Origin of the sequence: Allosphingosinicella deserti, assembly GCF_003012735.1 — a bacterium.
GTDB classification, from domain to species: domain Bacteria; phylum Pseudomonadota; class Alphaproteobacteria; order Sphingomonadales; family Sphingomonadaceae; genus Allosphingosinicella; species Allosphingosinicella deserti.
The window spans coordinates 15,216-29,091 of the sequence record NZ_PXYI01000013.1 but is presented as its reverse complement, the minus strand read 5'-3'; the positions used below and the strand labels follow the sequence as shown (position 1 = coordinate 29,091).

Here is a 13,876-nt window from a genome sequence, read left to right as displayed (position 1 = left end):
GCGATCGATTCTTCGGAAAGGCTGACGTCGGGCGCCACATATCCCAAAGACGGGCGCGAACACGCGACACCGCATCGCGTGGTGGCTGGACATGTATCTCGCCTCCGACCATCTCGAGCAGGAGGTGTCGCCGTCTGAGAGCGAGAGAGCACGCCGCATTTCGGCCGGCAGCTGCAACTTGCCCTCCGAATCCACTTTGCCACGCTGCAGGCTCATTGTCGCATGTCCCGGCATATGGATGACCCTGTCTCCTGTACGGATTTCCGGCGAACGCACGAGATCCTCCTCCCAGTGCGTGGGCGATTGCAGACCCTCGGCCGATGCGAAGCGCTTCCCTCGGAGCACGGGCTGTGCTTTCTGTTATGAACCCCTATCGGAGTTCACCCATGCGCATCGCTTACGCTGTCGCCTTTGCCCTCGTCTCGACCGTCGCCATCGCACAGGGGCCGACCTCGGCGCCCGGCAGCGGCAACCCCGCGGCGGTCACCGGCGGCACCTATACCGCCGATCCCGACCACACATTGGTGGCCTGGACGCTCGATCACCTGGGCTTCTCGCCCTACACCGGTCTCTTCGGCGGGGTGACCGGCAGCCTCACCCTGGATCCGAAAGCCCCCAACTCGGCCAAGGTCGCCGTCACCATTCCGGTCTCCAAGGTCGTCACCGCAAGCACGGGGCTGACCCAGCATCTGCTTCGCCCGGGCAAGGATGGCGGCAAGCCCGACTTCTTCGGCGCAGCGCCCGCCGACGCACGCTTCGTGTCGACGGCCGTGGTTGCGACCGGACAGAAAGCGCGGATCACCGGCAATCTCACCTTGAACGGCGTTACCCGCCCGGTGACGCTCGACGCCGAATTCTACGGTGCCGGCAAGATGCCGGAGCAGATGGGCGGCAAGGAGAATGTCGGTTTCCATGCAACCGGCACCATCACGCGCAGCCAGTTCGGACTTGGCTTCGGGGTTCCGATGGTCGGCGACAGCGTCAAACTCGACATCTCGGCGGCCTTCCAGAAGTAGGACGAGACCGCGCTCCGGTCACAGGTGGCCGGAGCGGGCGTCCCGGACCTTGGCGCTGCCTGCAGCCCCGCGCGGCTGGAAGGTAATGCCGACCTCCAGCCCGGGTCGAGCATCGCGAAAGACGATGCTCGCGTCGTGCAGACGCACGATCGCGCGCACCAGAGAGAGCCCGAGCCCGACGCCGGGAGCGCCGGACGCTGCCGCGCCCCGGAAGAAGCGCTCGCCCAGCCGCTCCATCGCCTCCGCAGGGACGCCGTGCCCGCTGTCGGAGACGATCAGCCGGACACCCACCCCCTGGTGCGTGATGCCAAGACGGATCGTGCCGCCGGTGGGTGTGAACTTGATGGCGTTGTCGAGAAGATTGGCAACGAGCTGAAACAGGAGATCGCGATCGCCGCGGACGATCGGGGCGTCGCCTGTCGACTGCGCGAGACTCACACCCTTGTCTTCCGCCGCCGGGCCATAGAGATCCACAGCGTCGGCGATCAGCGCGGCGAGGTTCACGTCGGCAAAGTGCGCTTCGTGCCGCCCGCTTTCGATCCGCGAGATCCGAAGCACCGCGTCGAACAAGGATTGCAGCCGATCGGCCTCGTCGATGGCGTCGTACAGGTCGGACGCATCCGCGCCGTCGCCAGGCGCCGCCTTTCTCAAGCTCGCCTGCAGGCGGCTGAGCGGCGTCCGCAGCTCGTGCGCGACGGAGTCCGATGCGGTCCTCACCGCTTCGACTCCGGCTTCGACCCGATCGAGCATCAGGTTGAGCGTGACCGCGAGCCGATCGAAATCGTCACCGCTGCCATTGATCGGCACGCGCCCGGCGAGATCGCCGCCAATCACGCGCCGCGCGGTGCCGGAGACGGCGTCGAGACGGCGTCCGATCGCCCAGTTCATCAACAGCGCGCCGGCCGTGGCGAGAAGCAGGGTTGCGGCGATCAGGTAGAGCGCCGCCGAGCCGATCGCTTCCTCGAGATCGTCCAGCTCCTCGACGTCGCGGCCGATCATCAGCCGCGATCCATCGGCGAGCCCGCGATCGAGCACGAGCGCTTCGTGATCGTCTTCATCGCCGTCCCGATAGATGTCGGCCTCGAGCGAATACCAGCGGCGTCCGGCGAAGGCAGGCCAGCTCGGCAGGTTGGTGCTGACGACATGGCCCGCGGGATCAGTGAGGAGGTGGAAGCCGGCGAGCTGGGAGGGCGCCCCGGCGCGGGCTTCGAGCCGCCGGGCCAATGCACGCGCATCGCCGCGATAGCCGGCGGCGAACGTCTCCGCTTCCGCCTCGATCGCAGCCTTCACCGCGTTGCGCGGCAAGGTGATGCTGACCAGCTGATACGTGCCGAGAACGAGCGCCAACGACACCGAGAACAGCAAGGCGTAGGTCGCGGCAAGCCGGAACGAGAAGCTCTTGAGAAGCTTCATTCGCCGGGCCGGAGCATGTAGCCCGCGCCCCGCACGGTGTGGACGAGGGGCACCGGCGAGACCAGAGCGAGCTTTTGGCGCAGCCGGCTGAGATGCTGATCGATGACGTTGGTCTGCGGATCGAAATGGTAGTTCCAGACATGCTCGAGCAGCATCGAGCGGGTGACTACGCGGCCGGCATGGCGGGCGAGCAGCTCCAGGATCTGGTATTCGCGCGCGGTGAGATCGACCGGCCTGCCCTCGATGGTGACCGCGTGGCCGAGCCGATCGACGACCAGAGCCCCGACCCGCAGCTCCGCGACCTCTTCGGTGAGAGTGCCGCGGCGGCCGAGCGCCTCGACGCGGGCGAGCAGCTCGGAGATCGCCACCGGTTTGGCGAGATAATCGTCGCCGCCGGCGCGGAGGCCCTTCACCCGCTCGTCCACGTCGCCGAGTGCGCTCAGGATCAACACGGGAGTCGCATCGCCGGTGGCGCGCAGCGTCTGCAGGATCTTGAGGCCATCGACATGGGGCAGCATGCGATCGAGCAGGATGATATCGTAGCGCTCGGTCGAGGCCTGGAGCAGGCCGGAGCGTCCATCCTCGCGCAGATCGACGACATGCCCCTCTTCCTCCAGCCCCTTGCACAGATAGGCGGCGACGCGTGGATCGTCCTCGACAAGCAGGATGTGCATCATCGCTGTCTTCCAGAGCGGCGCGCCGGAAACAAGGATTCCGGGCAAACCTGACGAACTTCAAATGTTTCGGCAATCGGCCCGTCAGGTACCGGGCGCAGAACCACGCCATGGAACAGGCATCGGACACACCGGAGACGGGTCGATCGGACGATCGGGATTGCCCGATTTCCGCCGCGCTCTTCCGGTTCCTGGTCTGGGCGACGCGCAACGCTGCGCCGAAGCCCGGACAGCGGCTCTCCGCTCCATCGGCCGCCTCGAACGCGTCCGCGACTCACGACAGGACATGAACCATGCGCACTCGCACGCTTTCCCTCATCGCCGCAGCCGGCCTGATCCCCGTCGCCGCGGCCACCGCATTCGCCGCCTCCAGCAGCCCTGACCGGCAGCCGACCGAGGCCGAACGCGCGGCGATCGCGCGCGTGCTGCAGGCCAACGGCTTCGTCGCCTGGGACGATATCGAGCTGGACGACGGACGCCGCTGGGAGATTGACGATGCCCGCCTCGCCAATGGTGAAACCTGGGACGTGAAGCTGGCGCCCGACACGCTGCGGATCACGCGCCGCAGCCGCGACGACTGAAACAAGGCCGGACCATTCGATTTTCGCGGCTGAAGGCGCCGGCCCGTACCGCCGGCGCCTTCCCGAGCCTGGCGCGCCCTCATCTCTCCAAAGGATCACAGCAGCATGTGCGGTATCGCAGGATGGTATCGTCGCGGCGGCCGCCCGGTCGCGCCGGAGATCGTGGCGCGCCAGTGCGACACGATCGTCCACCGTGGACCGAACGATTTCGGCACGCTCGTCGACGGCGATTTCGGGTTCGGCATGCGCCGGCTCAGCATCATCGACATCGCCGGAGGCCACCAGCCGATCGCAAGCCCGGATCGCCGCTATGCGGTCGTCTTCAACGGCGAGATCTACAATCATCTCGAGCTTCGTGCCGAGCTGGAAGAGGCCGGTATGCGCTTCGTCACCAACAGCGATACCGAGACCCTGCTTGCAGCATTCGTGCACTGGCAGGACGACGCATGGCCGCGGCTCGACGGCATGTACGCGGTGGCGATCTGGGATCGCCTGACCCGCAACCTGACGCTCGCCCGCGATCCGCTCGGCATCAAGCCGCTGTTCGTGACCGAGCAACAAGGCGGCATTGCCTTCGCGTCGGAAATCCGCGCGCTCCGGCCGCTTCCCGGCCACGTTTTCGATGTCGACGAACGCGCCGTTCACGATTTCTTCGGCTACGGCCACGTGCAGCGGCCGCGCACGATCTTCCGGCAGGTGCGCAGTCTCCCGCCCGGCCATTGCCTGCGGATCGGCCCCGATCGCGATGCGCAGATCCATGCCTTCTGGAAGCCCGAATTCCGGATCCGCACCGACGTGACGGAGCAGGAGTGGATCGAGGAGACGCGCAGCCGGCTGCGCGCGAGCGTGAAGCGGCACATGCTCGCGGACGTGCCGGTCGGCTCCTTCCTGTCGGGCGGGGTGGATTCGGCGGCGGTCACGGCAATCATGGCCGAGTTGTCCGGTGCGCCGATCAAGGCTTTCACCGTCGGATTCCCGAACACCAGCATCGACGAGACCGCGGCGGCGACCCGGATTGCGCGTCATCTCGGCTGCGAGCATATCCTGCTGCCGCTGGAGCCGGACGCTGCGGGAACCCTGCTGCCGGCCGTGCAGGCTGCCTTCGACGAGCCCTGCGCCGCCACTTCGGCGATTCCGCATTGGCATCTCTCGAAGCTCGCCGCGCAACATCTGAAGGTGGTGCTGTGCGGCGAGGGATCGGATGAGATCTTCGCCGGCTACAAGCGCCAGCGCACCGCGCTCAACGCCGCGCGGTGGGCGCCGCTCCTCAAGGCGCTCGGCCCGATCGCAGGCATGGTCGATCGTCTCCCCGCCACGTCGTCGCGCCGGTGGAATTACCTCCGCCAGAATGCGCGGCGTTTCCGGCACGCCGCAACGCTCGACGGCAATGTTCAGCGCTTCTTCGCAGGCACCCAAATCTCCTCGCCGTGGCTGCGTGCCCGGTTGTTCGAGCCCGGCTTCCTCGCTCGCCACGAAACGGCCGGCGACGTCGCCGCGCTGGCGGACGCGCATTTCCCCGGATCGGGGCTTGCGACGCTCGATCCGCTGCAGCAATTCATGCTTGCCGATCTGACCGTGCACATGCCGGCATCGCTCCTCAATCGGCTCGACCAGACCAGCATGGCGCATTCGCTGGAAGCGCGCGTGCCGTTCCTCTCGCACGGCCTCGTCGACTGGACGATGACGATGCCGAACGCGATGAAGCTGCGCGGCAGAACGGGCAAATACGCGCTCCGCAAGGCGGTCGAGCCGTGGCTGCCCACAGGCTCGCTGGGCTTGCGCAAACTCGGCTTCCAGCTCCCGTTCGCCGAATGGTTCAGGGGCGATTTCAGCCAGTTCGCGCGCGAGGCGTGGCATGAGAGCGGCGCGCGGGCGAGCGGCTTGCTCGATCCCGAAGGAGTCGGCACGTTGTTCGCGGAGCACAGCGCCGGCACCGCCAATCATGGACGCATGCTTTATGCGATCGCGATGTTCGGCTGCTGGTGGGAGCAGCAGCGGCAGCAGGAAAGCCCGACCGCGGCTGCGGCCTAGAGCGTCAGACTGCGTCGCGCATCAGGGCCACGGCCTGATCGAACAGCGCCGGCGTCGCCGCCGCGATCACCCTGCCGTGCGAGAAATCGTCGCCACCCGTCCAGTTGCCGATCATCCCGCCCGACGCGCGGACGACGGGGATGAGGGCGTTGTAATCGTAGGGCTTGAGCTGCGATTCGATGACGAGATCGATCGTGCCGGCGGCGAGCCGCGCATAAGCGTAGCCGTCATGCCCATAGCGGCTGGTGCGGACGCGGCTGCGCACGCGCTCGAACGCATCGCGCTCCGCGCCCGGAAACAGATAGGGGTCGGTGGTGGAAAGGCGGGCTTCGTCAAGCCGGGTGCGGTCGCTGGCACGCAGCGGCGCCTCGCGCCCGAAACGAACGAAGCCGCCCTCCCCGGCGCCGCCCCAATAGCGTTCGCCGAGGCAGGGCACGTCGATCAGCCCCAGGATCGGCCGCCCCTCTTCCAGCAAAGCGATCAAGGTCACCCAATTGGGCAGGCCGCAGGTGAAGGACCGGGTTCCGTCGACCGGATCCAGGCTCCACACGAAGGGTCCGTTGGCCGGACGCTCCGGGAATTCCTCACCGGCAATGCCATGATCGGGGAATGCGGCTTCGATCGCGGCCCGCATCGCGCGTTCAGCCTCGCGATCGGCGTCGGTCACCGGATCGAAGCCGTCGGCGCCGCCCTTGTCCTCGGCACCAATGCCCATTTCGAAGCGGTGGAGAGTCTCGGCCCGCGCGGTGTCGGCCAAGGTCTGCGCAAATGCGGCCAGAGCCGCGTGATTCCCGGTGATCGCCATCCGCCTCGCCTGCGGCGGGAGCAAGGCGGCGGTCAAGGGTGCACGGAGTCCGCACGGCAAAAGGACCGTATCTCCTTTTGCCGGAGCCCGAGGCGGCTCCTAATCTGACGGACGTGGACAGCATCGATCCCGCATTTTCCGCCTGCTGCAAGAACCGCCCGTTTGGCGAACGCCTTGGTTTTGCGTCGGCGGGGTTGCGGGTGGTGCTGAGGCGGGAGCGAAGCTTTCGGGTCCAATCCGTCATCGGAGTGTGTGCGATCGGCAGCGTCTGCATGCTTCAGCCGGGTCTGATCTGGACTGCGATGGTCGCCCCGTGCACGGGTCTGGTGCTCGCGCTCGAAGCGATCAACGCAGCGCTGGAATATGCGATCGATCGGCTCCATCCCGAATTCGCCGAACAGATCCGCGATGCGAAGGACGCAGCAGCGGGCGCCGTGCTGATCGCAAGCGGTACCGCATTCCTGGTCGGCACGATGATGCTGGCCTCGCTGGCGATCTGACACGCAGCCTCTTGCCGGGATCGCCGCGCTTTTCGAGTCGTCGGACGGCGCCGTCCGGCGACGAATCGCTTCAATGCAAAACGGGCCAGGGTCGACGGCGTGGGGCCGCCGACCCTGACCCTACGTCCTTCCGCAGCGGAGGGGCCCCGCGGAAGGACGAGCCCGATCAGAAGCCGATCTGGAGGGCGATGCGGCCGGACACCGCGGCACGGCCCTGCTGCTCCTCGGCACCGACTTCGCCGCCGATGGAGAAGTCGCCGCTGCCGCCGATCAGCCGGAGCTTGCCGGTCCAGCCATCGGTGCGCTTCTCCGGAAGCAGGGTGAAGGGCGTGCCGCCGGCGAAGCGCGCGGTGGTGGCACCGATGTCGCCGCCAAGGATCTGGCGGCGGCCGCCTTCGATCTCGGCACGGAAGAAGCCGTCATCCTTGCCCGATGGCGCCTTGAAGGCATAGCCGAGGGTCAAGGATGCCTCGCCCGCAAATTCGTCGCTCTTGCGATCGTCGACCACGAGATCCATCGCGCTGCCGCCGCCGGTTTCGGTGTAGCCGTCCTCGGTGAGGCGGTAATAATCGATGGCAAGCAGCGGCCGCAGGCTCAGGCGCCCGAATTCGGCCTCGTAGGAAATACCGGCCGCGGCCGAATAGAGCCGCCCGTCCCACTCCCCGCTCGAGGTGCGGCGGATCTCTTCACCACCAACGGTCGCGCTGAACTGACGGGTGCCGTCCAGCTTGATCGCGGCTGCCGATCCGCGGACGAAGGAGCGGAAGCCGCCCCATTGTCCCCGCCAGTGAACCGCAAGCTCATATTGATCGGTGCGGACTTCGCTGTCGTTGATCCCTTCATCGCGCCCGCTCAGATAGGAGAGCGAGGCACCGATGCGGCCGGCACCGCCGAGCGCGATCTCGGCACCGCCGTTGGCGCCCCAGCCGGTAATGTCATATTCCGACGTGTCGCCAAGATCCTTTGACGTGCCCCAGGCCACCTGCTGCACCCAGAAACCCCAGGTCCCGGCATCGACATAGGGGGCACCCGGATCGCGCAGCATCCGCGCGGTGGTGCGCGATGCCTGAGTCACCGTTTCGAACACGCCGCCGGCATGCTCCGGAAGAAGCTGCTGGATCGAATCCCGCAGCGTCTCCGTCTCGGTCATCTGGAGGAAGGCGCCGGCGACCTTGGCATCCTTGTCGAGCACCGAGTAGACGGCGTCCCAAGCCCCTGCTTCCGACCGGTTCAATCCGATCTCGGACGCGCTCTTGCGGGTGATCGCAACCTTGATTTCGCCGGCCTGCTCGCTTGCCGTAAGGCTGCTCTTGAGGAAGGCGGGAAGCAGGACCGACGTCGAGGTGAGGCCCGCGGTGCCGGTGAGCGTACCGGCCTTGAGCACCGTGTAGGTGCCGAGCGAACCCGAGACGCTGTTGAGACGAACCTGAAGCTTCGAGCCCTGCGCGAAACTGGCGGTTCCGGCGACCTGGTAGAGGCTGCTCTTGCCCGCTGCCGGATCGAGCGTGACGCCGAGCACGCCCGCCGATCCGACGGTGAGCGATCCGATTGCGGCGGTGCCGGTGCTGGCGAGCTCCAGGGTTCCGCCGGCCACGTCGACCGCGAGGCTGCCCGCATTTACCAGAGTCCCGCTGAAGCGGGCGGTGCCAGACAACGCCAGCACGTCCGCACCGCCGCCGAAATCGGCGCTGCCGCTGAACACCGAGGTTCCGCCAAGCGTCATTCGATCCGCGCCCGCGCCGAACACGGCGCCCCCCGAATATTCCGCGTCGCCGGACATGGTCAGGCGATTGGCGCCGGTGCCGAACCTGCTCGTTCCCAGTACCTTGCCGTCGGCAAGGTCGAGCTGGTCGTCACCGGCGCCGAACAGAATGTCGCCCGAAATCGAGGGGGCGGCGACACCCTGTCCAACCAGCGTCTGGCGCACGATCACGCCAGCGTTATTGCTTCTGAGATCGATGGCGACCGCCCGGCCGGTGTCGAGTCCGAGCGTGGCGATGGTGATCGCACCGCTATTCTCGACCAGCGAGACCTTGCCGCTATTGTCGACGATCGCCGACGCGCTGCCGGCACCGCTCGCGGCAGCACCGATCGTGCCGCTGTTGCGGATGGCGGTGACGGTCGCGCCCTGATCGACGACGATGCCGCGCGAGATCGTCGTCGCGGTCGATGCGCCTTGCGCGGTAACGCTGCCGGCAACGCGGATCTCGTTGACGGTGGCGCCGCTGCCGATGCGGATGCCGGTGGCGTTGGCCGCGTTGGAGACCGCGCCGACCGCACCGGTGACGGTCATCCCGCCGGCAACCGACACCGCCTGGCCGAGGCCGCCGATGACGATGCCGTTGGCGTCGACGCCGCCATAGACGCCGCGCCCGGTGACGGTGCCGTTCAGCACCATGCCGTGGCCGTTGGCGTTGCCAGCCACCGCGCCGATTGCGACGGTGCGGGTCGCGGAGCCGACCAGCAGGGCCGGAGCGCTGCCGAAGGAGGTGACAGCGGCGCTGCCTTCCTTGGCATCCTCGACGCCGTCCTTGTCCTCGTCATTGTCGGTGGTGCTGCTGTCCTTCGGCGGCACGTCGAAGAAGATGCCCTTGGCGACATCGGCGCCGACCCGGATTGCGGGGCCGCCCTGAAGAAGATCGTCTGCGTCGAGCTTCGAGACGTCGCTGGGCGCGGTCGTCGCGCGATATCCGGTAGAGGCGACCGAAGCCTGGATCACGAAGGCGCCGCCGACATTGCCGTCCAGCGACACAGCCGTCGCGTTGAGCCCGGTTGCCCCGGTGTTGCCGGTGATGCGCACGTCGCCGGACACGTCGCCGGCGCGGACGCCGACGGCGCGGTCGCCGACCACGGTGATCGTGCCGCTCTGGGTCAGCGATCCCGCGAGAGCGCCGTCGAGCGCGATGCCGGCGCTGTCATTGCCCTCGATGGTGATCGTGCCGCTGTTGACGACGTTGCCGGTAAAGGTCCCGCCCGGCGCGGTGCGAATGCCGATGCGGCGGGTGCCGCTGGCAAGGGCGCCATCGAGATCGCCGTCCTTGTCGCCGTCGGTTGGAGCGTAGCTTTCGAGCAGTTCGATCTTGCCGCTGTTGGTGATGGTCCCGGTCGTTCCCGCATTGGCGAGAATGCCGGTGACGTCGTTCACGTCATTGGTCTGGATCAGCCCTTCGTTGGTCACCTTGTTGTTGCTGTCGAGCGTGACGGCGGCCCCGGCCACGGTGGGCACGACCGAGCCCGCACTGGTGATCCGCAGATCGTCGGCGGCACCGGCCTTGATGGTCGAAGTCTTCTGTGCGGTGGTGACCTTGGTCGTGATCGTCGTTTCGGCCTGCGCGGACGTCCCGGTGATCGCGAACAAAGCGAGCGGAGTCAGGCAGGTGCAGGCAAGCAGGTTACGCATTTCAGTCCTTCTGTCGGCAAGGGCGCCGCCCCCACCGGCGAAGCACCCATTCGAAGGACAAGACGATGCGGCCGAAACGAACCCGCACCCGGTCATTTCATTTTTTTAGAATGTCACGTCCCAGCCGAGCCGCACGGTCCGCGGCTGCATCGGCGTGATCTGCCTCGTCTCCGCCAGGGTGAACGGCGAGCCGAAGGCGAAGCGGTTGCCCACCTCGTCGAGCAGGTTCGACACGGTCAGTGACCAGGCATGACGGCCGCGCTCCAGCCGCGCACCGAGACGGGTATCGACCCAGTCGCCCTGCGGCTCGCCGAGGATCGGACCGATGCCGAGCCGCGATCGGCCGATATAGCGTGCGGACGCGGTCAGGCGCAGCGCGAGGTCCGGCCCGAGCGGTGCATGATATTCGGCGCCGATGCGAGCGTTGACCTTGGCGACGTTGGGCAAAGGTGCGCTCGGCGTCATGATCACGCTGGGCGCGGGATTGGTGACCCGGCTGTCGTTCAGCACCGCGGCGACATCGAAGCTGAGGCCGCTTGCCGGCCGCCATCCCGCCCGCAGGTCGAGGGTGTAGATGCGTCCATCGCCGATATTCGTGGTCGTCGGCAGACCGTCGAAATCGATGATGTCGGCCTGGATGTCGCTCCAGCGCGTGTAGGAGACGGACGCCGCCGCCTCGACATCGCGTTCGGGGCCGCCGAGCAGCCGGAAGCCTCCCTCCAGCGTCGCGACGCGATCGTTCCGGAAGCGCTGCACCAGGATGCCGGTGACCGACAGCCCGCCGGGACGGAAGCCTTCCTGGTAGCGCAGGAAGAAGGACAGCCGCGGCGATGCCTCGCCGGAGAGCGCAATCGACGGCAGGAACGATGTCTCGCTTCGGCTGGCCTCGATCGTCCTCAGCAATGCCGCAAAGGCGATCGGCGCATCGAGCGCGGCGCCCGACAGGCGGGAATGAGAAATTCGCGCGCCGCCGGTCAGCGTCAGCATGTCGGTGAGGCCGACGCTCGCTTCCCCGTAAACCGTCGCTTCCTCGATGCCGTTGCGGACTCCGGTGATCGGCTTCAGCGCGCCGGGAGCGCCGAGTGCGCGGCTCTGCTCCGAGCGATTGCTGATCATGCTCGCACCTATCAGCCAGCCCCGCCCCTGCGGCGCCTCACGCGACAGACGCGCGTCGGCCGAGAGCATCGTCACCTCGGTGCGCTGCTCGAACTGAGTCGGCGGGCCGTTACCGCGGGTGGAATCATAATGTTCGGTCAGCGTCTGGCGAACCAGCCCGGTCGCCGTCACGAAGTGGAGATCATCCCATTGCTTGCTGACCACGACATCGGCGAGCGCATAGCCGTTGCGGAAATCCTGCGGCACGACGCTGTGGCGGGTGAGCGGCGGCCCGTCCCGCTCGGCGAATTGCGCATCCTCGCCGCGGATGCGCTGTCCGGTGAGGCCGAGATCGACCGTCCAGCCGCTGCCCGAGCGCAGGCGCAACGCGGCGCGTCCACCGATGGTGCGGGTGCGATTGACGTCGTCGAGGCCACGGCCGAGATCGTCGATATAGCCGGCTTCGCTCTCGCCGTAGCCGGACAGGCGCAGCGCTGCCCGTCCCGGCGCGATCGGTACGTTGATCAGCCCCGCAAGATCCCCACCGATGCCGCCATGCTGAACGGCCGAAACACCGGCCGAGGCCGCGTTCTCAAGATCGTAAAGGTTGGGCGCGTTGGGCAGCACCCGGATGATGCCGCCGACCGAGCCGGCACCGTAGAGGGTGCCCTGCGGCCCCGGCAGGATCTCGATCCGCTGGACATCATGGAGTTTGAGGTCGGGATCGGGCGCATTGTAGTTGAGCCGCGTCTCGCCGAGATACTGGCCCACGGTCGCCTGGGTGGGGCCGTTGAAACTCGAATCGGCGATGCCGCGCAGGAACAATTTGTTGCGTCCGGGGCCGAGATGGGTGGACGTGACCGCAGAGACCCGCTCGACCAGCCCCTCCGATCCGCGCAAGCCGACGAACGCCGGATCGTCGCCGTCGATCAGCGTCGCCACGCCCGGGTAATCGGCGAGCGCAAGCCGGCGCTTGCTGCCGGTGACGACGATCTCCTCCGCCTCCGTCTCGACAGCGGCGACGGGCCGCATGGGCCTTGGCCGCGGCTTGGTGGGTTCCCGCTTTGCGATCCTTTGCGGCGTCGTGCGCGGTTGCGGCGCCTGCACCGGCGCCGCGACGATCAGCCAGGTGCGCGGGCCGAGCGGCACGGCACGGGCACCGGCGCGGACGAGCATCCGTTTCAGCGCATCCTCGACCGAGAGCCTGCCCTGCACCGCCGGCACCGGAGTCGCGGCGAGCGCCGGATCACGGATCCCGATGCTGATACCCGCCTGGCGTCCGAGCGCATTGGCCGCCTCCCCGAGCCGTCCCGCGGGCAAGTGCAGGCGATGGCGCTGGGCAGCCTCGGCGGCGGTGCTCAGCGACAGGATGATTGCGGTGGCGGCAAGGGCCCTAGCTGCCCGCACCCGTCGACATCTTCAATATCCACCCGTCGCCGGAGCGATCGGCCGTGAGCCCGAGCAAGGCGGCCGCACGCGACAGGACCTCCTCGTCCCCGCCATCCAGCATGATCACGCCGCTGAACGGCCGCGCACCGGCATCGGCGGCGGCGGTGACCGTAATACCGAGGTTGCGCGACAGATCGGTCGCGATGCGCGATACCGGCGCTCCGGAATAGACCAGCCGTCCCTGGCGCCACGCGCCGACCGCATCATTGTCCACCTTCGAGACCAGAGCGGGCGCGCCTTTGGCCTTGATCAGCGCCATGCCCGGCGACAGATTCTTCCGCTCGCCGTCCGGATCGAACAGCACCGCGCCCTCGGAGACCGCAACGTCGAGCATGCGATCGGACGCGACGACGTTGAACACGGTGCCGAGATCTCGAAGCAGCGCGCCACCCGCTTCGACCTCGAACGGACGCGCCTCGTCATGCACCACCCGGAACAGGGCCTCGCCATGCTCGAGCTCGGCGAAGCGGGGACGATCCCGGTCCAGCATCACCCTTGTGCCGCCGTTGAGCTCGATGCGCGTGCCGTCTTCCAGTGCGATCGTGCGATGCTCGCCGGCGCCGGTCTCGATGCTGTAGGCGCTTCCCGACCCGGCGATGCCGTACCAGCCCGCGAACAAGGCAAGACTGGCAGCGATGCCCCAGCCGAGAAAGGCGCGCCGAGGACCGGAATGCCGGGGATTGGCGACGGCGGGCGCAGGCTGCCAGGCCGGAGCCGGCGCCGCGGGGGGCAATGCTTCGGCATCGGCATCGACCAGCGCCGCGCTTTCATAGGCGGCGAGATGCGCAGGATCGGCCTCGAGCCAGATCGTGAACGCCTCCCACGCCTCGGCATCGCCGTCGCGAAGCCGGATCACCCAGCCGATCGCCTCGTCTTCCATCTGTCTCTGGCTCTTCAGCATCGGGTTCACCT

10 protein-coding genes are annotated in these 13,876 nt (G+C 67.7%); 4 read left to right on the top strand and 6 right to left on the bottom strand.

Translation table 11 applies throughout. The features are described 5' to 3' along the window. Window positions 1–386: 386 nt before the first annotated feature. The gene (locus C7I55_RS25680) at window positions 387–1,016 is read left to right on the top strand and encodes a YceI family protein (protein WP_106515910.1); all 630 of its coding nucleotides are present in this window, start codon (window positions 387–389) and stop codon (window positions 1,014–1,016) included. 18 nt (window positions 1,017–1,034) lie between these two features. Here the strand turns inward: C7I55_RS25680 and C7I55_RS25675 are convergent, their stop codons facing one another. Together C7I55_RS25675 and C7I55_RS25670 are read right to left on the bottom strand one after the other, a co-directional pair. Continuing rightward, entirely contained in the window at window positions 1,035–2,429 is a 1,395-nt protein-coding gene (locus C7I55_RS25675; protein WP_106515909.1) for a sensor histidine kinase, read from the bottom strand. Continuing rightward, window positions 2,426–3,103 (bottom strand): response regulator transcription factor, encoded by a 678-nt coding sequence (locus tag C7I55_RS25670; protein WP_106516018.1) that lies wholly within the window; start codon window positions 3,101–3,103, stop codon window positions 2,426–2,428. Before C7I55_RS25670 ends, C7I55_RS25675 begins: the two co-directional genes overlap by 4 nt. Window positions 3,104–3,396: 293 nt before the next feature. Here C7I55_RS25670 and C7I55_RS25665 point away from each other — a divergent pair, with 293 nt between their 5' ends. Next, the gene (locus C7I55_RS25665) at window positions 3,397–3,684 is read left to right on the top strand and encodes a PepSY domain-containing protein (protein ID WP_106515908.1); all 288 of its coding nucleotides are present in this window, start codon (window positions 3,397–3,399) and stop codon (window positions 3,682–3,684) included. A gap of 105 nt (window positions 3,685–3,789) precedes the next feature. After that, window positions 3,790–5,715, top strand: coding sequence for an asparagine synthase (glutamine-hydrolyzing) (asnB, locus tag C7I55_RS25660; RefSeq protein ID WP_106515907.1), 1,926 nt, complete (start codon window positions 3,790–3,792; stop codon window positions 5,713–5,715). 4 nt (window positions 5,716–5,719) lie between these two features. Here asnB and C7I55_RS25655 read toward each other — a convergent pair whose 3' ends face one another. Continuing rightward, window positions 5,720–6,520: an inositol monophosphatase family protein gene (locus tag C7I55_RS25655; protein WP_106515906.1), complete on the bottom strand. Its 801-nt coding sequence runs from the start codon at window positions 6,518–6,520 to the stop codon at window positions 5,720–5,722. 38 nt (window positions 6,521–6,558) lie between these two features. On the opposite strand from C7I55_RS25655, the gene C7I55_RS25650 reads away from it, so the two are divergent. Further along, window positions 6,559–7,020, top strand: coding sequence for a diacylglycerol kinase (locus tag C7I55_RS25650; protein WP_106515905.1), 462 nt, complete (start codon window positions 6,559–6,561; stop codon window positions 7,018–7,020). Window positions 7,021–7,186: 166 nt separating this feature from the next. Here C7I55_RS25650 and C7I55_RS25645 read toward each other — a convergent pair whose 3' ends face one another. From C7I55_RS25645 to C7I55_RS25635, 3 genes are all read right to left on the bottom strand, one after another. Beyond that, window positions 7,187–10,420, bottom strand: a complete 3,234-nt coding sequence (locus C7I55_RS25645; RefSeq protein ID WP_158266592.1) for an autotransporter outer membrane beta-barrel domain-containing protein — start codon at window positions 10,418–10,420, stop codon at window positions 7,187–7,189. 105 nt (window positions 10,421–10,525) lie between these two features. Next, entirely contained in the window at window positions 10,526–12,922 is a 2,397-nt protein-coding gene (locus C7I55_RS25640) for a TonB-dependent receptor (RefSeq protein ID WP_106515904.1), read from the bottom strand. Beyond that, complete coding sequence (locus tag C7I55_RS25635) at window positions 12,909–13,865, bottom strand: FecR family protein (RefSeq protein ID WP_106515903.1); 957 nt, start codon at window positions 13,863–13,865, stop codon at window positions 12,909–12,911. The genes C7I55_RS25640 and C7I55_RS25635 overlap by 14 nt, the downstream gene beginning before the upstream one ends. Between the last annotated feature and the right edge of the window lie 11 nt (window positions 13,866–13,876).

Excerpts from the sequence above, each read along its gene's own strand:
- C7I55_RS25635 (WP_106515903.1), bottom strand. The coding sequence starts at position 13,865 with ATGCTGAAGAGCCAGAGACAGATGGAAGACGAGGCGATCGGCTGGGTG.
- C7I55_RS25665 (WP_106515908.1), top strand. The coding sequence starts at position 3,397 with ATGCGCACTCGCACGCTTTCCCTCATCGCCGCAGCCGGCCTGATCCCC.
- C7I55_RS25645 (WP_158266592.1), bottom strand. The coding sequence starts at position 10,420 with ATGCGTAACCTGCTTGCCTGCACCTGCCTGACTCCGCTCGCTTTGTTC.
- C7I55_RS25655 (WP_106515906.1), bottom strand. The coding sequence starts at position 6,520 with ATGGCGATCACCGGGAATCACGCGGCTCTGGCCGCATTTGCGCAGACC.
- C7I55_RS25680 (WP_106515910.1), top strand. The coding sequence starts at position 387 with ATGCGCATCGCTTACGCTGTCGCCTTTGCCCTCGTCTCGACCGTCGCC.
- asnB (WP_106515907.1), top strand. The coding sequence starts at position 3,790 with ATGTGCGGTATCGCAGGATGGTATCGTCGCGGCGGCCGCCCGGTCGCG.
- C7I55_RS25675 (WP_106515909.1), bottom strand. The coding sequence starts at position 2,429 with ATGAAGCTTCTCAAGAGCTTCTCGTTCCGGCTTGCCGCGACCTACGCC.
- C7I55_RS25670 (WP_106516018.1), bottom strand. The coding sequence starts at position 3,103 with ATGCACATCCTGCTTGTCGAGGACGATCCACGCGTCGCCGCCTATCTG.